This window comes from Halomonas sp. V046, assembly GCF_052645355.1.
Map to the genome: position 1 here is coordinate 20771 of NZ_JBQXYF010000018.1, position 14216 is coordinate 34986.

Below are 14216 nucleotides of genomic sequence, written 5' to 3' on the forward strand. Positions count from 1 at the left end.
AACCCAACGAGCCACGTTTGCCGCGCTACTGCCCCCTGTCGGTGCGAGTGGTTTATCACCGTAATCCACGAGTTTCCAGGGTGCGTAGGAGAGTTAATGCCATGAGCCGCCGGGCACTCTCGGCTGGCCATGAAAGTTCCAAGATCACGCCACAAGCACCTGCACTAGTTAACTCAGGGGTAGACTGAAATATTTAAGAAATGCTTCCACAAGACACGCCCCCGTTGTCTATGAGTTATTATTGCTTGCTTGCTTGCTTGCCCGGCACGCAGAACGCAAACACTGAATCATGCGCGCGCGGTGAAAATGATTAAAATGAATAGCTATAGGCCAGTACCGGGCCTTCGTAAACGACTTCATCCAGATAATCAGCATGCCGAAGCTTCCACTTCATATAACGATATCCGGCCGTCACACTGCTATTCCCCCAGTGATATTGGGCGGCACTATATGCCTGAAAACTCACGTCGGAACCTCCGGTGCCGACATCGACTACAAATGGCACTTTCCATCCAGTCGCTACGTTATAGTTTCCGCGAAGCCCGAAAGTCGCATCCGTTACATCTTCCTGGGTGTTAAACTTCTTGGCGCCTAGTCCGTCAGCATCCACGACGAGTTCCGTTTCAAATCGAGTGAATCGCAGCCCAGCCGTGCCGTAGATCGACCAATCGCCTCTCTCGAACCACTGGTGCCCAATATAGGCATTGATAAACGTGGTCTTGGTGCTAAAGTCCAGTACCGTATCGATGGCTCCAGAGCTTCCAGGTTCCGCATCCTCGACCGGAACATCGACGCTACCGTCTTTACCAATATCAGCGTACAACGCATCCAGCCCATACATCCAGGCATCGCTCCGGTGAGCGATAGCCCCCATCAAGCCGAAGTCGAGATTTTCTAGTACTGTTCGACTATCGGTTTCTACGCTTGCTCCTCCCTTCAAATCCTGGCTGACATCGGTGCTCCACAAGTAAACCGATGCCGTAGTCTCGCCTGCTAAGCAGCCGTTCGCACCCAGGCTCGTGGCCAGTGCCGTAACGCCCAACAACATGGGCCTGCGGATGCTTGGATTAGCGGTATTTTCCAACGGCATTGCGACGCTCCTATACGCGTGATGGCGAGTTGGTAATCTTGGTAAACCTAGCAGAGAATTAGTGTTTTGCGAATTTTCGTTTGACTACATTTTCAGCTTGTTCATGGGCTCCTTTAGAGCGCATGTTCCAGTTGCTGGCCACCCGAACCTAGCGACTCTCCGCTTACTCCTCTGCAGTTGGTGAACGCCTTGTTCCGCAAAGGGCCCGCCGGAAATCCTGTCTCGCTTTACGGTCGGGTGACGTCGAGGCAGGGACTTGCTGGCATCGTCAAAAGGGGGGGCGCCCCAGAACAAACCCGATGAGCATACGACTGGATGGTACGAAGCGGACGCGCGCCAATATCGATTCACGGAAAGCGCTGTTAACGACGCTCGGAACCTGACGTCAAAACGCGGGAGCGATTCATTTCCCTTCGAGACTCACCTTCTGACTAACGACGACGGCGATAATGACCGCTCTCGACCAGGTGCCTGGCACCCAGGAGATGCGTTCAGAACCGAGGCCCGCGTTCACGATTGCATTGGCGCCCGCCAATGCCGATCGACCCAGTCGTCGCCTGCCTGCAGTAAATGGCGTCGAGACGAGTGATGCACGCCAGTGCAATCCGGTTCCGCCATATGCCGAACTCGGTCCAGTTACGGTCCGGCTTCGATACGGCCTGGCCGATCCCGTTGCGCCGACAGAGTCGGACTACGGGGAGAGCGATGCAGAAAGACAGCCACAACTGCCAAACGACACCGAACATTTCATTAGACAACAATTGCTTACAAAAATTGTGGCGGATGTGGCGGATTCAGTCCGCAGGAGACGCACTGTGCTCAAATTGTACTACATTCATTAGCGACCACTGAGGGAGAAGCATGGACAGTCGATCATTCCAAGGGAAATCAACCATGATGAAACGCAAACAGAGTCTCGCCATCGGCCTGCTAAGCGTGGCTTTCGTAACGACTCCTGGTGCCTATGCCCAGCAGGCCACCTCGCCGACGTCCTTCGCTGATCTATCCATGCCGTCCAGCGAAGTGACTCCCCATCCAGGGTACGTAAAGGCGATTGCTCGGGCGGCCTATATCTGGGCATGGCCTATGGTAAATATGCAAAATAGGTTCGATGCCATCACACAAGCGCCCGAACCGGGCCTGCTAGGCGGCATACTTCCCGTGGGCCCACGAGGCCAAATCGGAATGCTCCATGACTACCTTGAGCCCTCACAGCGTTTCATAGCTTGCCCGAACCAGGATGTTGTCTACGGTCTAGGCTTTTTCCAACTTGATGAAGAACCGGTGGTTGTGCAAGTTCCTGAGTTTGGCGACCGCTTCTGGGTATATGCCGCCTATGATCAGCGTACTGACCAGTTTGGCGAACTGGGGAAGCCTTATGGAACAAAACCAGGGTTCTATCTTCTCGTCGGACCAAACTGGGATGGTGAAGCGCCCGAAGGAATCAATGGCGTCATACACTCCTCTACGTCATTGGCGAATATCGTACCTCGTGTATTCATGAATGATACAGACGACGATCGGGAAGCCATTCAGGATCTGATTGACCAGGTGGTGGTATATCCGCTCTCAGAGTTCGATGGCGACATGAAAACCATTGACTGGAGTGAAGCCCCTTCCATTCCGGCTCCTGATCAAGGCAGCAGTGGAGGCGGTGAAACCAAGTGGGTGGTACCAGAGGCGTTCTTTGACCAGTTGGGTGACGTACTCGACGATGTTCCTCCCCTGCCGGGTGAGAAGGCAATGTATGCTCAGTTCCAATGGTTATTGGACATGGCTGAGACCGACCCCAGCATCAAGCAGATGATTGTTGAAGAAGCGGCTATTATCGAGGAGGAAGTCATCACGCCCTTCTTCCGTTGGGAGAATAACGGAAAACCTGCCGGAAATGGCTGGAACCGTTCCGTCAACAATGCTCAATGGGGCATTGATTATTACAACAGAACAGGAACCGCCCGCTCTAACATGTTCGACAACCGACCTAATGAAACGCAATACTATTACACTGATCACGATGAAGGCGGTGAACAACTCCGCTCAGAGAAAAATTACGAGGTTACTTTCGAGGCCGGTGAACTGCCCCCAGTCAACGGATTTTGGTCCCTTACTATCTATGATGAAAATCACTTCTTTACAAGCAATGAGCTCAACCGTTTTTCACTTGGGACCAAGAATACCGATCTTGAGTATAATGATGATGGCTCCCTGACGCTGCAAGTTAGCTCAACGGCGCCTGAGCAAGGCACCAGCAACTGGCTACCAGCGCCGGAAGGAAACTTTTCCCTCTATATCCGCGCTTACTGGGGGAAAGAAGGAATACTCGATGGGTCGTGGCAGCCGCCAGCCATCACCGCCTCTCCATAACGAAACTGCCAACACCGCCTCGAGATGCCTGCTCGTGTTTCGGCGCGAAGCCGGCATCTTCTCGCCGCCGACCTATCGAGTCTTCACGTTGGCGATCATCCTCGCCCAGGCTAGGTCGAAGATCCGTCTGTCGGCCCTGCACCGGCTATTGGCCGGTACAACGCTTTAGGACCCCGTATCACCCTCACCCATGGCACGACGCCGGCGATACACTCTGAAAGCTGGCCCGGGCGGCTTCCATGTGTCGGCGCAAGCCGTCGATGCGAGACGCGTGGGCGGGGTGTGTGGAGAGCAGCTCCGGCGGTTGTCCCGATGAGATCGCCGCCATGTTCTGCCACAGCCGCACGCTCTGCTCCGGATCAAACCCTGCGTTGGCCATTATCGCCAGCCCCATCTGGTCGGCCTCCTGTTCATGGGCACGACTGAACGGCAAGGCGATACCGAGTTGGGTGCCGAGGCCGAGTGCCTGCATCAGCGACTCATGCCCCACCTCGCCCTCGCTCATTAGCCCGACCACCAGCATCACGGCACTCAGACCCAGCTTCTGGGTGAGGCGTTCGTTGCCGTGGTTGGCCAACACGTGGCCCATCTCGTGGCCGATGACGGCGGCTAGTTGGGCGGGTGTCTCGGCCACGTCGAGCATTCCGGTATGGACCCCGATACCGCCCCCCGGAAGTGCGAAGGCATTGGGACTCGCGTCCTCGAACACCACCACCTGCCATCGTTGTGGTTGCGTGGCACCGGGGTAGGTCGTCTCCGCCGAGTCCGCCAGGGCGTTGGCGATGCACTGCACCCGGGCCTTGGTCTTGGCGTCGCCCAGGGTTGGCGCGGCGGCGCGACGCTGATCGAACGCCTGTCGGCCGATGTCTGCCATCATGACGTCCGGCACCAGAGCGATCTGGGACCTGCCGGTTGGCGTCTCGTCACAGCCTGTCAGGGTGGCCAGCAACAGGGCCAGCAGCACGAATACACGCATGGTCAAGAATCCCTGCGATGGTACGGTGATGATCGTTCGGCGGGCACGCCCCGCGTTGTGATCGAAACGCGGCGATAGCAATCGACACCATGGCTCTACGCCGGCGGCAGCCATCACGGCGCCCTATTGGATCAAGGTGGCTACGGTGTCGACAACGGTACCGCCCGGCCTGATCTCTGGTCCCCGAGGTGGTCTCGTCAATCTTTCGAGGGCGCGACCCAGATGCAATTACGTCCCGCACGCTTGGCCTGGTAAAGGGCGTCATCGGCGCGTCGAAACACCGCCTGCATAGCCTCCCCGGGGTGTCGGCACGCCACGCCGATGCTGATCGTTATCGAGAGTACATCGCCGTTGTCGAGGGCGAAGCGCCCCGACTCGGCACGGGCGCGCATTCGCTCCAGCACCGTCGGATAATGGTATGAGGAGGTATCCGCCATGATCAGACAGAATTCTTCGCCGCCAATGCGCGCGCAGAAGTCGTCGGCCCTCAGCACCGAGGCGAGTGTCTCCGCCAGCCACGACAACACCCGATCCCCCACCAGGTGCCCATGGCCATCATTGACCGCCTTGAAATGATCCACGTCGAAGACGGCGAGTACGATCTCCATGGGGCTGTGCTTGAGCGACGCCTCCAGGGCGGCGGTATGACGCTGGTAGGCGAGCCGATTCGGCAGTTGGGTCAGGGCATCGGTGAGAACCTGGGTTTCGAGCTCGTCGCGCTCGGCCCTGACCGCCTCGATCACGCGGCGGTCGGCAACGACTCGTTCGATCGCACTGCCCAGCAGGCACAACAACTCGATCTCGGCATCATCAAAGGGACGCGAGCGTGACGCCGTACTCGTGAAGTTGAGCGTCCCCCAGAGCTTTCCCGCCAATCGCAATGGTATGCCGATATAGGTTTCCAGGCGAAACTGCTGATAACACGGGTGGCCGCTGATCCGACCATCACGGCCGGCATTCGTCGTATGGAAGACGCCGCCGTGCTGAAGTAGCAAATGGCAGTAGGTGTTGCCAAGGGCGAATACCTGACCGGGACGCAACCCGAGATCGGGTGGCTGAACCCAGGCCACGGTGTAGTCGTTGCCTACGATCTGGCTCACCAGGCCGATCTCCAGGTCGAGAAAGTCCAGCGAGCGCTTCAAGATGTCATTGATGATCTGATGGTTACTGATATCGGTGCGGTTGATCAGGCGATAGACCTCACGCAGCAGGGCAATCATCCGATTGTACTCGGAGACATCATCAATCAATGCATAGAAGCCCACCACCTCCCCGCCTTGAATATCAGGCAAGTACTGTACTTTCAGGTGCACATGGCGCCCATCCCTCAAGGCCAGTGAGTCTTCGTAGCAGACACGCTCCCCTGCCAGAACTCGCGAGAAATACGGCTGAAGCCGGGCGAAGGACTCCTCCCCGACGATGTCATCGATACGCTTTCCAAACAGCGCCTGTCGCGACTGGCCGATGAAGGCCTCAAACGCACGGTTATTGAATCGATAGCACAAGTCCGTATCGAGATAGGCAACGACGGTGGGCAACTCGTCGGCGATGCGATCGACCAGGCTACGAAGTTCGACGTCGCTGGTCGGGCTGAGGTGAAGCACAACTTCGCCCGGGGAGAGGCGGCAGATGTGGCAGCCAAGGCTCCGTCCGCTGTCGGTGCGAGCATCGACAAGCGGATAAAAGGTGCTCCGCCCCTCGCGCAGCACATCCTCGATCCTGGCAACCAGCACGGGATCCGCCAGTGCCGGCGAGAGCTCTGCCAGAGGGCGCCCCACGGACTGGCCAGATAGCCCGTCACCCAGCAGGGCCATGTCACCGGTACAATCCAGCAGCACCAGCTCCGATGACACCCTCAGGTAAAGGCCGTTCATTTTTTCTATGGCCGCCGCGAGCCACGCCTGTCGAGCCAACGCGTTACCTCCACTACCGCTGGTGACCACACCTGCCCTTACGCTGCACTCAGTATAACCGTAACCCCACCTGGGTGATGCGATTGCCCTCCATGGCGCTGACCACCCAATGAATTCCGTGCCAGTCGACGTCATCCCCGACGACAGGGTGTCCCCCTACTCGCAGGGCGATAAAGTCACCCAGGCTAAACGCCGCTTCCCCCGGACTCAGGGTCAATCCGTAGGCATCGGCCACATCACGCATCCTGGCGTCGGCATCGAGAGTAAAGGTGCCGAAGAAGGCGCGCTCCTGCTTCAACTTGGCATCGCCATTGAACAGCCGGTTCAAGGCCGGCAGGTCATCGTCACGGCCGATAACACAGATTACGTCACCGAGACAAAGGCGCGTACTGCCCTTGGGATGTAGCATCACATGATCGCGAAACAGTGCGGAAATCAAGGCTCCAGACGGAAAGCGCAGCAACCGAATGGGGACATCTTCCAGGTCGGCGTTGTCGACGCGATAGACGAACATCTCGAAATCGTTCTCGGGCAGGATGCCGAGCGGACCGCGCTGATTCGGCGTAGCACTGTCGGGAACCATGACCCGCATCTTGCGTGCCATCCACGGCAGGCTACCGCCCTGGATCAACAGTGACAGCAGCACCACCGCAAAGGCGACATTGAAGTACAGCGCGGAATTCTCGACGCCGCCTATCACCGGAAAGATCGCCAGCACGATGGGAACGGCGCCACGCAAGCCCACCCAGGAAATGAAGAACACTTCGCGCCATCGAAAATGAAAGAACGGTTTGAGAGTCACGATCACGGCCAGAGGGCGCGCGATAAAGATGAGCGCCAGAGCCACGATGGAGGCCGGCAGGATGACATCCAGCATCTCGGTAGGCGACACCAACAGCCCCAGCACCAGGAACAGACCGATCTGGCTCAACCAGGCCAGACCATCGTGCACCGGCAGGATAAAATTGAGGTGCCTGCCGGGCCTGTTGCCGATCATCAGGCCGGCCAGGTAGATGGCCAGGAAGCCGCTGCCACCGAGCGCGCTGGTCAGGCCAAAAACGAAGAACCCCAGGGCAAGGGCGAGTAACGAATAAAGGCCAGGGGCAAGATCCACCGCACGTAACAGGCGCGCGATCAACCACCCCGCACCGAGACCAATCGCGATGGCCAGCGCAAACTGTTGGACGAAGAACAGCGCCATGCTGGCGACGCCACCGACATCCCCGACCAGGGTTTCGACCAGCACCAAGGTCAAGAAGATAGCCATGGGGTCGTTGGTGCCCGATTCGATCTCCAGCGTGGCCCCGACTCGCTCGTTCAGGTTTAGTCCCCGCCCGCTGAGCATCGAAAAGACCGCCGCTGCATCGGTGGAGCCGACGATAGCCCCGACCAGAAGCCCCTGGATCAGGGTCAGATCGAACACCCACATGGCCAGCACGCCCACCAGGCCGCTGGTAATGAACACCCCCAACGTGGCCAGGCCCAATGCTGGCCGGAAGCCCACGCGAAAGGTTTTCAACCGAGTGCGAAGGCCGCCGTCGAGCAGTATCATGGCCAGCGCCAGATGCCCGATGACGAAGGCCAACGAGTAATCATCGAAGGCGATGCCCAGAAGGCCATCCTCGCCGGCGAGCATCCCAAGTCCCAGGAACAGCAGCAATAGCGGCACCCCGGCCATGGCCGACAACCGGCTGGCCAGCACGCTCAGCGCGATCAAGGCGCCGCAGAGTAGAAAGAGACTATTGATCGAGTCCATAGGCATCCCTTGCCGACATTGGTGGCATTGTCTCACGGCCCCTGCGCCGGTGCGACGGCTATACGAACTGCAGGATGAACAGCGTTCGATCGACTCGACAGCCGGTGAGTCTATCGCGATGACAATTGATCCGGCGCTGGTCTCAAGCGTCTACGCTTGGCTACACTAGCGCCTTCCTACGACAGTGCTAGTTCCCTGGAGATTCACCATGTCGATGGCCCAACGCCGACGACCATGGCTGGTGGGCGCGCTGAGTGCAGTTTGCTTTCTCTACGCGCTTGGCCTGCCCGCCGATGGTTTCGCTCAACAGGCCGATGGCCCCACCGCGCCAGTCGCCACCGAGGACCGCCCTGCGGCCCCGTCAGCGTCAGCCCCAGCGACCGATGGCGAGCCGACAGCAAACGATGACGAGTCGGCCCCGCCGGCGGATGCCCCGAGCCACAGCGCCCCCGAGGGCAATCCGGACACCCCGGGGCCGCGACCACAAGACGCCCGTATCGGCATCCCTGGGGCATCCGGTTCCGACAGCGTCGACGATGCTGTTTCGCGCTACCGGGGCCTCCCTAGCGGGCCGAGCGTCGATACGCCCTCGATGCCTGTCGCGCCATCGGTGGTCGATTCAGCGCCAGAACCGATCGCCTTACCGCCGGTGCAGCGAGTCGACATCGCGCTCGATTGGCACCCCGGGCCAACACATGCGGCACTGATCATCGCCAAGGCCCGCGGACTGTTCGCACGACGAGGCCTCGACGTCAGGCTGCAGACGCCGGCGGACCCGGACGTCCCATCGAAACTCGTCGCCGCTTCCCGCGCCACCCTGGCCGTTACCGATCAGCCCACGCTGCACCGGCTGGTCGACCAGGGCAAGCCGCTGGTTCGCGTCGCCACCCTGATCGAACTACCGCTGTCGGCTCTCATCGTGCGCCGAGCCTCGGGCATCGACTCCGCCTTGGCCTTGATCGACCACCGCATCGGCTACGCCGACGATGTTAGCCACGACGTACTGCTCCGCGCGGTGCTCGATGAAGAAGGGCTCAACCTGAACCACGTGACGCCCAGGGACGTGCACTTTGGAGCGGTGTCGGCCATGGCCGAGGGGCGCGTCGATGCCTTTCTCGGCGGCTTGCGCTTCACGCTCCCGCGTCAGTTGGCCGACCTCGGCATTGCCACCCGGCTGTTCACCCTGGAGGATCTGGGCATCCCCATTCACGACGGCCTCATTCTGGTGGCAAATCTCGATCACTATCGCACCCAGCGCGAGATTATCCGGCCTCTCGTGGATGGCCTGCAGGAAGCCACCGAGTGGATCATCCAGCACCCGGACAAGGCGTGGGGGCTGATGGTCAGCACCGAACCAACGCTGGATACCGCGGCCAATGCCGAGGCCTGGCCGCAGATTCGTCGCCGCCTGGCACTGCGCCCCGGCGCCGTCGACCGAGCCCGCTATCGACGGCTGGAACGCCACCTGTGGGAAAGCGGCATCCTCAAGGCCCTCACTGACGTCGACCGCCTGGCCCGGGATCCGGGGTAGCGCAAGTTCTCCCGTCGCCTGCGATGATCCGCTCCCAGGCCGTGGTGCCGGGCAACGGCAACTGCACTCGTCTCACGCCAAGCGTGACAGAAAGGCGTTGACTGCCTGCTGGAAGCCTTCGGCCTGCTCGGTGTGCAACCAATGCCCGGCAGACAGCGTGACCAGTTCGGTGCGAGGGAGCACACGCTTCGTGGCCTCCAGGCGTTCGTCGTTGACGTAGTCGGAGCGATCGCCGCGCAGCACGAGAGTGGGTAGATCGACGCTGCCATCTCCCGCCGGCAGCTGCATGATGTCGGCGTAGCCCTGCTCGATGGCATCCAGCCCTACCCTTACCCGCAACACGCCTTCGCCGTCGCGCACCAGGTTGGTGGCGAGAAACATCCGCGTGGGTTTTTCGTCGATATGCTCGGCCAACAAGGCGTCCGCCTGGCGACGATCCGTCGGCTCTCCGGATTCGACCCGCCGCAGGGCAGCGAACACCGCATCGTGGTGGTGGTCATACGCAACCGGCGCGATGTCGGCGACAATCAGCGCGGCGACCCGCTCAGGCATCAGGCGGGCGAGGCTGATGACCACCTTGCCCCCCATGGAATGACCGAGCAGGTACGCCTTGTCGACATTGCAGCGATCGAGAACAGACACGACATCGTGTGCCATATCCGCATAGGCCATCCCCGACGCGTGAGGCGAACGCCCGTGATTGCGCAGATCGAGAGCGATGACACGATAGTGCGATGCCCAGGCTTTGACATGCGAGCGCCAGTTATCGGCGCTGCCGAGCAGCCCGTGGACGATGACCAGAGGAACCCCTGCCCCTCCCGTATCGGTAAAATGCAGTTCCATGATCAGGCAACCTCCAGTGTCGTTAGAATCGCGGTGCGTCGAGCCGATCCGTCAGGTTGACGCCCGGCTAGGAGCGTGAGCCTTCGACGCCATGCTCGTGTGCACGCTCGCCGTCCCCTGTGGCGGCGACCAGACGCTGACTCAGAGCCCGCAACAGCACGCCGTACAGGGGCAGAAAAAATGCCAGACTGATGGCCAACTTGATCGCATAGTCGACCGCGGCAATTTCCGGCCAGTGCAGCGCCATGAAAGGATCCGGGCCCCGGTGAAAGGCAATCGAGAAGAACGCAAAGGTGTCCACCAGATTCCCCACCACCGTCGAGACCGCCGGTGCAACCCACCAGGCGCCGAGTCGCCGCAGCCTGTCGAAGACCTGAACGTCCATCAGTTGCCCGAAGAGATAGGCCATGAAACTTGCCAGTGCAATCCGCGCAACGAACAGATTCCATTCACCAAGCGCGGCAAAGCCCTCGAAGCTGCCGCGTGGGAACACCACCGAGATCACATAGGAAATCACCAGCGCGGGGAGCATGACGCGCACCACGATCGCCCTGGCCGGCCCCTTGCCGAACAACCGAACGGTGAGATCGGTGGCGAGGAAGATGAAGGGGAAACTGAAGGCACCCCAGGTGGTATGCAGCCCGAAGATGGTAAAAGGCAGCTGAACCAGATAGTTGCTGGCGGCGATGACGACGATATGGAAACCGATCATCAGAGCCAGCAGACGCTGTTGCTGGCGGGAACTGAGAACAAACATGACGCACCTTTTTGGTCAGGGGTGAGGGAACCCTGTGGGCGAGACGCGAACGACGTATCGAACACCTTTTTGGGCCACGTATTGTACGTGAGCCACTCATCGGGGGCCAGGCCGCCGTCATTCACCTGCCACTACAGTGCTCGGCATGAGTCCAAAGGGCCGCGACGAGGAGCCTTGCAATCGCCAGCGTTGTGACGGGTTGTGCTGAAAGCAACAAACCCGACCCTTGTCTTGGGACATTGTCAACAAAGCAGCGCGACCTTGCGCAACAAAAACACATACTACCGCAACCAATCGCAACAAAAGCGTTACGGAGCTTATATTTCACACCAAATTGTCGACAATTATCGAAGTGTCATGCACAAATTCTGCAGTTCCGATTACAAACAAGCGTTTAAGACGCGTTTACTCCTACAATGCGCTATTATTGAGGAGATCCTGAATCAATAGCGGTAGACCAGCGTTACTGGCAGAAGATGCCGACGTTCCACGAAGCGGCTTGCGTGTTGAAAGAATGCGTTAAAACGTGGCGCCGCGGGGACTTCGGCTGGAAGCACACTCAACAGCGAACGGTGCCGGTGAAGCAGCGACAGCAACGGACACACTGAATGCACGGGGAAAGCACAGGGAACGCAGAACGAGAGTCACCTGCATAAGCCACCTGCACAAACTGTGCACAAAATAGAAGTGTTGTCGACATGCTTCACCGCTGCTGCCGCTGTAACAGATGGCTGGATGGATGCGACAGCCGGTTGCGACAGTCGGTTGCGACAGGAGGCTAGGCAGATGGAAGGCTCGCATGCAGTGGCATTGTCGCCAGACCAGGTTTCCGTTGTCTTGTACCGGCGGGGATGCGCTAAACAAGGCGTGATTGAGCAAGGCGCGATTGGGCACCATGCCGACGTCGGAGTTTCGTCGTACCGCTGGGCCCGAATCGCCATGGTGATTCGCGAACCGAACTTCACTTATCGAGCTTCACGAACCGAGCTTTACGAACCGAGCTAGGCCAGGCGTACCGGCAGCAAGCAACCAGATGCAGCGGCATGTCATCAGGCCGATCTCGCATCGTCGGACACGGCAATTGGCCTGCCCATGGGCACTGAGTCAGCCGTAATGGCAGAACGGTGGTGCGGAAATGCGCGTAGCACGTCACACGAGCAGCCGCATGGCACGCATCGCGGAAAAGATCGAGAAACACGAACGGACTCCACCCGGCGGCAGGATGGAGTGCCGTAAGCACCATCAATAGGCACCATCAACAGGCACGATCGCCTCATGGCATATCGGGAGGGGGATGTCGATGAATAGCTCACAGCGTGTGGCAGGTCGTTTGCTGGAAGGCGGCGACGCCGTGGTCGATAAGGCCAGCGGTTTATTGAAGGCCATAGCCAATGACAACCGCCTCAGAATTCTCTGCCTGCTTGAAGGTAGCGAGCTTTCGGTAACGGAGCTCAATCAACGACTGAGCCTTAGCCAGTCGGCCCTTTCTCAGCATTTGGCGATTCTGCGACGAGCCGAACTGGTGACGACGCGACGGGCGTCTCAAACCATCTACTACTCTCTCAATGGCGACAGCGCGAGCATCATGATAGCGGCCATCGTCAAGATGAATGCCGCCAATGACGGATAGGCCGCTACAGCACAAAGGTGGAGGATAGCGGCACCGAGCCACAACCTGGGGAACGCCACGACCTCGCGATGACGGCTCGAGGGGCCACGGCGGGTCAGCATCGCGAACAGGCCCGAAACCGTCGCGGCCTCGGCTCCTGCCCTTCGGTTTCTTGGCGATCGGCTCGGTCGCCTGGCTACAGTGCGGTTTAGCGCTTTTCCCAACGAGCGGCGTCCAACCGCTCTTCCACCCTCTCGATAAGGCGCTCCGCCACTTGCGCGGCACTGAACCCCAGGCGTTCGGCCAATGGTTTGGGACGTTCAATACGCAGTGACATGACACGCGAGCGCTTCATCGCCGCCATCAGATAGTCCTCGCTCGTGCCCACGTCATCGGCCAGTCCCTTGTCCACGGCCTCGGTGCCGTACCAGATCTCTCCCGTGGCGACCTCGTCGATCGCCAGGCTCGGCCGCCGATCGGCGACGTAGCGCTTGAACTTGTCATGGGTCATTTCCAGGTCCGAGCGGAACTTGTCCCTGCCCTCGTCGGTGTTTTCACCCAGCACGGTCAGCGTGCGCTTGTAGCGTCCCGCGGTCATCAGTTCGACATCGATGTCGTGGCGCTTCAACAACCGATGAATATTGGGCACCTGGGCGACGACGCCAATGGAACCGATGACGGCGAAGGGTGCGACGCGAATGCGGTCGGCATTGCAGGCCATCAAATAGCCGCCACTGGCCGCAACGGCATCCACGCAGACGGTCGTGGACAGCCCGGCCTGACGCAGGCGGTCGAGCTGCGCCGCGGCCAAGCCGTAGGTGTGTACGAGACCGCCAGGCGACTCGAGGCGTACCACAATCTCATCATTCTGCTCCGCCACCGACAACAACGCGGTGGTTTCCTGAGCCAAGCGCCCTACGCCACTGGCCTTGAGGTCACCATGAAAGTCGATGACCCATAGCGTGGGTTTGCGCTCGTCACTGCCACCATCGGCAACAGGATCGGCCTTGCGTCGGGAAAGGCTCGGAAACCGGCGCCACCGCGCCTTTTTTTTCGCCGGCGCAATGGTCTCGTTAAGGTGCTTCTGACGGCGCTCGAATCGCAGGCTCAAGTCTTCAAGGCGCAGGCGATCGGCGTCACTCCTGGTGCCCGACTTGGCCCGCAGGATAGCAAGGGCCACCAATACGACGACCAATGCGACGGCAACCAGTTGAACCAGAAACGTGCCCATTTCCGCGAGCCAGTGGATCATGTCGAACTCCTCATTCACAACTGTGTCTGTGGTAAGACGCTTTCAGGGTTAATGCGAAGCGCTTGAATAAAACGATCGTTTGAAATAACCTGCGCAGCTCCATCACTTTTCACCAAGGACGCCGT

General features: G+C 59.6%; 10 protein-coding genes. 3 read left to right on the forward strand and 7 right to left on the reverse strand.

From position 1 onward, the window contains the following. Positions 1-310 precede the first annotated feature (310 nt). On the reverse strand, positions 311-1090 hold the full coding sequence (locus ACUN9Y_RS19845) for a hypothetical protein (protein ID WP_445462468.1): 780 nt from the start codon (positions 1088-1090) through the stop codon (positions 311-313). Positions 1091-1984: 894 nt separating this feature from the next. Between ACUN9Y_RS19845 and ACUN9Y_RS19850 the strand changes: the two genes are divergently transcribed. After that, the gene (locus ACUN9Y_RS19850) at positions 1985-3454 is read left to right on the forward strand and encodes a DUF1254 domain-containing protein (RefSeq protein WP_445462469.1); all 1470 of its coding nucleotides are present in this window, start codon (positions 1985-1987) and stop codon (positions 3452-3454) included. Positions 3455-3638: 184 nt separating this feature from the next. Here the strand turns inward: ACUN9Y_RS19850 and ACUN9Y_RS19855 are convergent, their stop codons facing one another. The 3 genes from ACUN9Y_RS19855 to ACUN9Y_RS19865 all read right to left on the reverse strand — a co-directional run bounded on the left by ACUN9Y_RS19855 (position 3639) and on the right by ACUN9Y_RS19865 (position 8099). After that, entirely contained in the window at positions 3639-4430 is a 792-nt protein-coding gene (locus ACUN9Y_RS19855; RefSeq protein WP_445462470.1) for a M48 family metallopeptidase, read from the reverse strand. A gap of 197 nt (positions 4431-4627) precedes the next feature. Next, positions 4628-6343, reverse strand: coding sequence for a sensor domain-containing diguanylate cyclase (locus ACUN9Y_RS19860; protein WP_445462471.1), 1716 nt, complete (start codon positions 6341-6343; stop codon positions 4628-4630). A 49-nt stretch (positions 6344-6392) separates the two neighbouring features. Continuing rightward, positions 6393-8099, reverse strand: coding sequence for a potassium/proton antiporter (locus ACUN9Y_RS19865; RefSeq protein WP_445462472.1), 1707 nt, complete (start codon positions 8097-8099; stop codon positions 6393-6395). Between the two features lie 208 nt (positions 8100-8307). Here ACUN9Y_RS19865 and ACUN9Y_RS19870 point away from each other — a divergent pair, with 208 nt between their 5' ends. After that, positions 8308-9630, forward strand: a complete 1323-nt coding sequence (locus ACUN9Y_RS19870; protein WP_445462473.1) for an ABC transporter substrate-binding protein — start codon at positions 8308-8310, stop codon at positions 9628-9630. Positions 9631-9702: 72 nt separating this feature from the next. On the opposite strand, the gene ACUN9Y_RS19875 is transcribed toward ACUN9Y_RS19870, so the two are convergent. Further along, positions 9703-10473: an alpha/beta fold hydrolase gene (locus ACUN9Y_RS19875; protein WP_445462474.1), complete on the reverse strand. Its 771-nt coding sequence runs from the start codon at positions 10471-10473 to the stop codon at positions 9703-9705. Positions 10474-10540: 67 nt separating this feature from the next. Then, complete coding sequence (locus ACUN9Y_RS19880; RefSeq protein ID WP_445462475.1) at positions 10541-11230, reverse strand: 7-cyano-7-deazaguanine/7-aminomethyl-7-deazaguanine transporter; 690 nt, start codon at positions 11228-11230, stop codon at positions 10541-10543. Positions 11231-12530: 1300 nt separating this feature from the next. Between ACUN9Y_RS19880 and ACUN9Y_RS19885 the strand changes: the two genes are divergently transcribed. Continuing rightward, positions 12531-12860, forward strand: coding sequence for an ArsR/SmtB family transcription factor (locus tag ACUN9Y_RS19885; RefSeq protein ID WP_445462476.1), 330 nt, complete (start codon positions 12531-12533; stop codon positions 12858-12860). Positions 12861-13047: 187 nt separating this feature from the next. On the opposite strand, the gene sohB is transcribed toward ACUN9Y_RS19885, so the two are convergent. Next, the gene (sohB, locus tag ACUN9Y_RS19890) at positions 13048-14091 is read right to left on the reverse strand and encodes a protease SohB (protein ID WP_445462477.1); all 1044 of its coding nucleotides are present in this window, start codon (positions 14089-14091) and stop codon (positions 13048-13050) included. Positions 14092-14216: the final 125 nt, after the last annotated feature.